Annotated in this window: 8 protein-coding genes; 6 read left to right on the forward strand and 2 right to left on the reverse strand. The window is 68.5% G+C overall.

From position 1 onward, the window contains the following. The first annotated feature begins 20 nt into the window (after positions 1-20). Both FMEAI12_RS38710 and FMEAI12_RS38715 read left to right on the forward strand, forming a co-directional pair. Positions 21-311, forward strand: coding sequence for a hypothetical protein (locus tag FMEAI12_RS38710; protein WP_235014616.1), 291 nt, complete (start codon positions 21-23; stop codon positions 309-311). Between the two features lie 245 nt (positions 312-556). Next, positions 557-1645, forward strand: coding sequence for a dipeptide/oligopeptide/nickel ABC transporter ATP-binding protein (locus FMEAI12_RS38715; protein WP_255565747.1), 1089 nt, complete (start codon positions 557-559; stop codon positions 1643-1645). 25 nt (positions 1646-1670) lie between these two features. Here the strand turns inward: FMEAI12_RS38715 and FMEAI12_RS27425 are convergent, their stop codons facing one another. Next, positions 1671-2396: a TetR/AcrR family transcriptional regulator C-terminal domain-containing protein gene (locus tag FMEAI12_RS27425; protein WP_131627085.1), complete on the reverse strand. Its 726-nt coding sequence runs from the start codon at positions 2394-2396 to the stop codon at positions 1671-1673. 327 nt (positions 2397-2723) lie between these two features. Further along, positions 2724-3371, reverse strand: a complete 648-nt coding sequence (locus FMEAI12_RS27430; RefSeq protein WP_368672114.1) for a TetR/AcrR family transcriptional regulator — start codon at positions 3369-3371, stop codon at positions 2724-2726. A gap of 164 nt (positions 3372-3535) precedes the next feature. Here FMEAI12_RS27430 and FMEAI12_RS37390 point away from each other — a divergent pair, with 164 nt between their 5' ends. From FMEAI12_RS37390 to FMEAI12_RS27445, 4 genes are all read left to right on the forward strand, one after another. Beyond that, positions 3536-4111, forward strand: coding sequence for a medium chain dehydrogenase/reductase family protein (locus tag FMEAI12_RS37390; protein WP_165938781.1), 576 nt, complete (start codon positions 3536-3538; stop codon positions 4109-4111). 11 nt (positions 4112-4122) lie between these two features. Further along, the gene (locus tag FMEAI12_RS27435; protein WP_235014621.1) at positions 4123-4941 is read left to right on the forward strand and encodes a sugar phosphate isomerase/epimerase; all 819 of its coding nucleotides are present in this window, start codon (positions 4123-4125) and stop codon (positions 4939-4941) included. A gap of 110 nt (positions 4942-5051) precedes the next feature. Next, positions 5052-6053 (forward strand): aldo/keto reductase, encoded by a 1002-nt coding sequence (locus tag FMEAI12_RS27440; protein ID WP_112108363.1) that lies wholly within the window; start codon positions 5052-5054, stop codon positions 6051-6053. Between the two features lie 533 nt (positions 6054-6586). Further along, positions 6587-7441, forward strand: a complete 855-nt coding sequence (locus FMEAI12_RS27445; RefSeq protein WP_235014626.1) for an SDR family oxidoreductase — start codon at positions 6587-6589, stop codon at positions 7439-7441. Positions 7442-7899: the final 458 nt, after the last annotated feature.

Here is a 7899-nt window from a genome sequence, read left to right on the forward strand (position 1 = left end):
CTCACCAGGAACTCCCGTCGATGCCGGCGGCTGACTGGCGCGAGGGGTGGAGCACCCTCGCGGAGCTCGGTGTGACCGGCTTCTGCGTCCCCGAGGCGAAGGGGGGCGTCGGCCTGCGGCCCGACGCGGCGGTGGCCGTGGCGATGCAGCTTCTCACCTCGTCGACGTCCATCGACGACAGCGGCCACGAGGTCGCCGACCGCTGGTATCACAACTATCTCTGGGGTCGTGCCCTGACCATCTCCGGTGGCGCCTCAGAAATCATCCGCGGCATCATCGGCCGGCAACTCCTCAGCCTTCCCCGGGCGTAACCGCGACGGCAGACCCACGCGCACCCCATCCACAGCACAGGGTGATGACTGAGCGACGCATCCACACCGAGGGGCCTCCCGGCGGGGCCCTCGGGTACCGATGCGTCCCTTGACCTACGGCTACGTGTACCTTAATTTCTCCCGGCAGGGAATAAGTGCGGTCCCGGGAACCCGCTCTCCACGACCTAAGATCCGCGCATCCGAAAGGCCGAGACGTGAGCACACTGCTCGATGTCGAAGACCTCGTGGTCGACTATCCGGTCAGAGGTTTTCGCAAGAGCCCGGTCCGAGCACTGAGGGGTGTGTCGGTCGACGTCCGCCCTGGCGAGTGTTTAGGCATCGTGGGCGAGTCCGGATCCGGCAAGACCACGCTCAGCCGTGCGGTGCTGGGGCTCGCACCGGTGACCTCGGGTTCGATCCGTCTCAAAGGGCAGGACATTGTCCGGCTGTCCCGGGGCAGGCGGCAGCGCCTCGCAGACAAGATCCAGGCTGTTCTCCATGACCCGTACAGCTCGCTCGATCCGGCGCTGACGGTTGAGACGTCCCTTGCCGAGCCACTGCGCGCCCAGCGGGTCCCGGTCGCCGCGGCTGCCCGACGGGTGCGGGAGCTGCTGGACCAGGTCGGTCTCCCGGCGAGTGCGGGCCGACGGCTACCACGCGAGTTCTCGGGCGGCCAGCGTCAGTGCCTCGCCGTCGCCCGCGCGATGGCCCTCTCCCCCGAACTGATCATCTGCGACGACCCGGTGTCGGCCCTCGACCCGCCGTCCCAGTGGGCGGTCCTCGACCTGCTCGTGGAGCTCCAGAACACCACCGGCGTCGCCTACGTGTTCATCTCCCACGACCTCGCGGTGGTGCGGCACGCTTCGCATCGAGTGGCCGTGCTGGAGCACGGAGAGGTCGTGAAGCGGATCGACGGCGACAGAGTCGCCGGCGCGTGGCACCGATGCCCGCAGCGGCAGTTCCCGGCCGCGCCCGTCCCGGACACGAGGTTGCGGGCGGAGTGCCGCGCCAGTCAACCGCAGTCACTCCAGCGGCCAGGCCGGGATGGTTCGCTCCCGCAGGTCCGGAGACTCGGGGAGTCGAACGCGCTGCCCTTGCCGGCCTGGGGTGACGCTGATGGAAGGCGGCTGCGAGGTCCGCATGGAGAACGCGGTCGGTGGTTCGCTGGCCGCGGCGGCGGTAACCCGGGCCGACCTCCTCGCGAGTCACCCCGTCGGCATGGCCGGCGTCCTTCCAGGGCCAGCGGGACCGGACCCGCCCGGCCCATCCCACAGCGATCATGGTCCTGGCGAGGAGACCGCCCGACCTGTTACCGACGCCGACGCCGGAGCTGACAGCGACGCCGATCCGCCACCCGGATCAGGAGTTCCCGCCCGGTGACGGGGTTCTGGCAAGAAGGCGTTCCAGGCCGGCCACGATGAACTCGAGTTCAAGCTCGAAGGGTGACTCCTGCGGGTCGTCCGGGGACTGCTCCCGGGCGAGGACCCGCCGCAGGTGGGGAAGCCGGTCGCCGGGAAGCTCGGCGAGGACGCGCTGAACCTCGGTGAGCGTGGGGTGCCGGGCGAAGCGTGCGGCGAAGAGAATGTCCTTGGCGTTGGTGAACACCACGCGGGTGATCAGGGCGAGGGCATGGCTGGCACCGGTCTCGTCGAAGCCGGCGTCGAGCAGCCTGGCGAGCAGCGCGTCGGCCGGAACCAGGACGCCGGCTCCGGGAAGTCTGTCGATCAGGAGCGACAGCGAGGCCTCGCGCAGCAGCACACGGCGCACCCCGCGCGCGTAGACGCGGACGGCCTCCTGCCAGCTGTCCTCGGGGATACGCAGGTGCTCCAGCTCGGCTGCCAGGGTCTGCGCGGTGACGAGCTCGAGGAGCTCCTCTCGACCGGACACGTAGTAACTGACTGCCTTACGGTCCGCTCCGAGACGGTCGGCGACCGCCTGGAGTGTAAGGCTGTCCGGATCGAGGGCGATCGCGGCGTCGATGACCATCTGCCGGTTGAGGCGCGGTGGCCGGCCAGGACGGCGGCGGGGACGCTCATACCTGGGCGTCTGGCCGACGTCCTGCGTCGCAGGGTTGGTGCTGTCCACTACCACGTTCTACAGGTTTCAGGGGCACCCGATCCGGCGCAGCGTGGGTCGGCAGGCACCGCGACCGGTGCGCATTCAGCGCAGTGTCAGCTCCCGGGCACTCTCGAGCATGATCCGCCGCTGGGCCTGCGCCGAGAAGCCGCCCAGACCGGCGAGAAAGTCCTTCGGCCGTCCGTCGCACACGCATCCTCGGTGGACTGATCAATGAGTGCCGCAACTCCGCCTGACGACACCCCCGACAACCACGCCAACTACAGAAGACCAGCGCACAGACCGAAACCCGGATTCTGGAGCCCCACAGGTGGGCGGGCGTGAGACGCCAGGCATTCACTGGCCGGGCCGCGACGTCCGCCTGGATGTGGTCGGTGTTACTGGGCCGCGTGGCGCTGTGGCGCTCGGGTCTTGGAGCGATGCGGTGATGACCTCACCGCAAAGGGCTTGGACTTTGGCCGGATCGGCGGCGCCGGGATGCGCGAGGGAAAGGGCTGCGATGCCCCGGGCCATCCCCATGACGAGCACGGCAGCGGCGTCGGCGTCGGCGTCGGCGCGGATCGATCCGTCCTGTTGACCGGCTCGGATGGTCTCGGCGAGGTCGCGATGTGTTTGCCGGTCTGCGTGGACGACGGCGGGCAGCGGGGAGTCGGACGGGAACGTCGCGCCCCACATCACGACCACAGCGCGCTCCTCGGGTGCGTCGGCGGCGACGAAGACCTCGAGGTAGGTCTCGATCGTCACACGAAGCGCCTCGAGGGCGGAGAGCTCCTCGGCTCGCCGGTCGGTGCGCTCGAGGGCCTCGGCCGTTGCCTCGAGCGTGCGCTCGTGGGCGCGCTCGGCCAGCCGGGTGATCAAGCCCTCTTTCGACCCGAAGTGGTAGGCGGGCATCTCTCGGCTCGTCCCAGCGCGCGCGCCGATGCTGCGCAGCGACGTCCGCTCGAACCCGCGCTCCGCGATCAGTTCGGCCGCGGCTCGCAGCAACGCTGCTTCGGACGCGGCGCGGCGCTCGACTTGCGTTCGCCGCTGCGGATGCCCAGCCACCGTCACGGCGGTGACGATAACAAATTCCTGGCACGTGCCAGAGAAGTGCTAACTTATCGGGCACGCGCCAGGTAACACTGGCTCAGTCAACTGGGGAGGCTCGGTTGCCGCGTGCGATCGTGTTCAACGGTGATGAGACCTGGCAGCTCCGCGAGATCCCGAAGCCCAGGCTCCGGCCCGGCTGCGCCGTGCTCCGGGTCGAAGCGGTCGGGATCTGTCACAGCGACGTCGACCAGTTCAGGGGCCACGCGCCGGTGCCGTCGGGAGGCGTGTTCCCCACGGTTCCGGGCCACGAGATCGTCGGCCGGATCGAGCAGATCTCACCCGCCGCGGCCGCGGAGTTCAGCGTGCAGGAGGGGGACCGGGTAGGCGTCCGCTCCTACGTCGCGACGGCCGACGGGAGATCGCGCGTCTACGGGTTCGACTTCCCGGTCGATGAGGCGTCCGGGCTGTTCGGCGGTTACGCCGACTACATGGAGCTCGTGCCGGGCTCTGAGGTGCAGAAGCTCCGCGACGACCTGCCGGCGACCGAACTCACCGTCTACGAGTGCCTGTCCAACTCGGCGACCTTCGTACGCCCCGCGGAACCCGGGGAATCACTGCTCGTCCTGGGTCCGGGCCACATGGGCGTCACCGCCAGCCTCGCCGTGGTCGGCGGGGCCCGAGGACCGCGATTATGAGAGGGAGAACGATGGAACGACTGTCGATCGAGCCGCTGAGCGTGATGGGACTTCCGCCGGTGGAATCCGTCGGCCTGGCCGCCGACCTCGGGCTCCAGTACGTGGCGCTCGCCCTGAGCGCCTTACCGAATCCCTACGGCTACCCACCCTTCTCACTCCGGGACGATCTCGCCCTGCGGCGCGAGACGCTCGCCGCCCTGCACGATCGGGGCGTGACGGTTTCGCTGGGCGACGGGTTCGTGCTCCATCCCGGCATGGACATCCGTGACCTCGCCGGCGACGTCGCCATCGTGGCCGAGCTCGGTGCCCAGCGGATCAACACCGTCACCTTCGATCCGGACTTCGGCCGCAGCGTCGACCAGTTCGGCGTGCTTGCCGAGATGGCCGCCGAGTTCGGGCTGGAGACGACGCTGGAGTTCTCGCCCGGGCTCGCGATCGCCGACCTCCCCACGGCGCTCGCCGCCGCCCGGGCGGTGGGGAGGCCGGACTTCCGTCTCCTCATCGACACGATGCACCTCGTGCGGTCCGGCTCCGGCCCGGCCGAGGTCGCCGCCGTCGACCCTGACCTGATCGGGTACATCCAGCTCAGTGACGCTCCGCTTGTGCCCACCATCCCCGACTACATGGAAGAGGCGTGTTTCGAACGGATGGTGCCGGGCGCTGGCGAGCTGCCACTGCTCGAGATACTCGAGGCGCTGCCGCGCCACCTGGTGATCGGACTCGAAGTGCCTCTCCGCTCGCAGGCCGACGCCGGTGTCGGTCCCCACGACCGGCTCGGCCGGTGCGTCGACGCCGCCCGGAAGCTCCTCGTCCAGGTGGACAACCGATGAGGGACGGTCGAGGGCCGGCGCGCACCGAGACGACAGCTCGGCCGCTCGGTACAGGCCACCAGCCCGGGGTGGGCCCGACCGCGCACCGACCGGATCCCGGAGCCGTCGGCGTGAGTCCTCGGCGCATCGGCAGCCTGGAGGTATCCGTCGTCGGTCTCGGCGGCAACAACTTCGGTACGGACTTCTTCGGCGCTGGCTGCGACGAGCGCGAGGTCGATCGGATCGTCCACGCCGCCCTCGACGCGGGCATCAACCTCTTCGACACCGCCGAGGAATACAGCATCACGTCCTTCCTGGGCGAAGGGCACTCCGAGGAGCTGATCGGGGCGGCGCTCGGCCGGCGGCGGGACGAGGCGATCATCGCCACGAAGTTCCTCAACCAGAGTGAGGCCGACCCGGATCAGCGGGGCGCAGCGCGCATCGTGGCTGCCGTCGAGGCCAGCCTGCGGCGGCTCGGGACGGACCGGATCGACCTCTACCAGCAGCACCAGCCCGACCCCGCCACACCGGTCGAGGAGATCCTCGAAGCGCTCGACCGGCTGGTGCGCGCCGGCAAGGTGCGCGAGGTCGGTTGCAGCAACTTCAGCGGCAAGATGCTGGACGACGCCGCCGAGACCGCGGCTCGGTCGTCGTTCTCGCCGTACCGGTCCTGTCAGGTGCAGTACAGCGTGCTGGAGCGCCCCCACGAGGACGTGCTCGGGGCGGTGGAGCGCAATGGCATGACCGTCCTTGCCTACTTTCCTCTCGCCAGCGGACTCCTCACTGGCAAGTACCGCCGGGGTGAACCACCGCCGCCGAACGCACGGCTCGGTGCCGACGCGCCGGTCAGTACCATGCTCCGCCAGGGGATCATGGCCCGCCGCCCGCCGCTGTCCGACGAGCGGCTCGCCACCGTCGAGCAGCTGTCAACCTTCGCCGAGGAACGAGGGCACTCTCTGCTCGAGCTCGCGATCTCGTGGCTCGCCTCCCAGCCAACCGTTGCGTCGGTCCTGACCGGCGTCACGAAGCCCGAGCAGGTCATCGCCAACGCCTCCGCCGCCGGATGGCGGCTCACCCCCGAGGAACTGGCGGCCGTCGACGCGATCGTCGCTCAGGAGTCCGAGGCTCCATGAGCCTCTCTGATTGTCGTCGATGGGCTCGAGCAGGCTGCTCGTGGCGTGGAGTGACGCGGTGGCCCGCCCCACCGCGTCGTCCCCCGACTCCGGCCGCAGGGCCGCTCCCGCCCCATCCGCGCAGGTAGGTCTCGTGCACGTGACGGAGGAGCGGCAAGGGGATCGGACGACGGTAGCCGGCGCCTGGCTGCGTACCGGCGGATGCGCAGCCAGGCCGGGGGCGTGCAACGCACACGGCGACTGCCGTCGGGTACGCCGGTGCGGGCTACTTCGGCGAGGCCCCCATTCCGGTCGATGCAACACCGCATTTCGTGGTTTAAAGCGGCCAGGGCTTCACCACGATCATCGTCGATGGAGTGCGGCCGGTGCACTTCCGCGATCCGGCCGGAAACCGCTGGAACTGCGCGGCGGCTAGACCAAAGGGAGCATCCGACGAAAGCTGGTAGCTAGTTGTCGAGTATCAGCATCCATCTGCACTTTCAACTGCCTTTCTATCACGCGCCAAGGTTTCAGACGCTGGACGAGACCACAAGGTGAAGCTGGTGAGCGCGAGCACTGGCGGCTGGAAGCCGCGGGCTACCGAAGGAAATTCCATGCCATTTGCAGAAAAGTACGGACCATGGGCAGTCATCACGGGCGCCTCCGAAGGGACCGGGCAGGCATTCGCCCGCCGTATAGCCTCCGAGGGTCTACCCGCCGTCCTTCTCGCGCGACGGTTGGAACCGTTGAACGACCTGGCGAACTCGATCCGCGCCGAAACCGGCGTTGAATGCATCACGGCGTCAGTGGACCTGGCAGCTGATGACGGCGCCCAGCAAGTCATCGAAGCGGTAGGCGACCGCGAGATCGGGCTGTACGTCGCCAACGCAGGTGCCGACACCAACGGAGCGCACTTCCTCGACATCGACGCCAAACCCTGGCTGGATCTGATGCGCATCAACGTTCTGACGATGATGCAGCTGTGTCATCATTTCGGCGGATCCATGCGAGCGCGTCGTCGCGGCGGATTACTGCTGGTCAATTCCGGCGCAGCCTATGGTGGCAGCAGCTTCATGGCGGCCTACTCGGGAAGCAAAGCCTTCGAACTGTGTTTCGGCGAGTCCCTGTGGGCCGAGCTGCGTCCCTACAATGTCGATGTGCTCAACCTGGTTCTCGGCAAGACCGATACACCGCCTTTCCGGGCCCTGCTAGCGGAAAAGGGATTGCCGGAGCCGACCGACTGGGCGACACCGCAAGATGTGGCTGAGGCCGGAGTGACGCGCCTTCCGCACGGACCCATCCATAATCAGGGCCAGGCAGTTGACACCGCGGGCGATCAACGACGCGCCAGGATTCTGATGATCGAAGAGATGACCAAGGACGTCTTTGGTGAGAGGGTCCCTGACTAGCCTGTGGGACTCCGAAATCCTGTGGGGTGCCAGAAGTCGGCCTGGGCCTGTGACCTGGGGTGATGCGCCGGCACGGGGGTGCGCTACCGGTCTTCCGACCATCCAGAGTCTGGATGGTCGGAAGATCTGCGCTGTAGGTTCTCGATGTCGTCTCGGCCTGCCTGGGCCGCCGCCAGGTCGATGGCAACGCGCAGCAGCGCGGCCCTGCTGATGCGTTCCCCCCTGAGGCTGCGCGCCCGCCGCAGACGGCGAATCTCGTGGTCGAATACCTGGAACTCGTCCAGACGCGGCCATACACCCATATACGCTCCATTCGAGGGGAATACCCAGGTCTGAGGTGAGGATTTCCGGTGTGGGCTGGGTCGGCTGCGGGCGTGGCTGACCGCGCCGGGTGGTCGGGCCTGGCGTGACGGGGTGGCTGTTTGGTTGTGGCTATTCCTCCCGGGTAGTCAGGCACG

The organism is Parafrankia sp. Ea1.12 (assembly GCF_900465275.1).
GTDB classification, from domain to species: Bacteria; Actinomycetota; Actinomycetes; order Frankiales; family Frankiaceae; genus Parafrankia; species Parafrankia soli.

What these genes read in the sequence shown, in the direction of transcription:
- FMEAI12_RS27435 (WP_235014621.1), top strand. Translation starts at nt 4,123, where the DNA reads ATGGAACGACTGTCGATCGAGCCGCTGAGCGTGATGGGACTTCCGCCG.
- FMEAI12_RS38710 (WP_235014616.1), top strand. Translation starts at nt 21, where the DNA reads ATGCCGGCGGCTGACTGGCGCGAGGGGTGGAGCACCCTCGCGGAGCTC.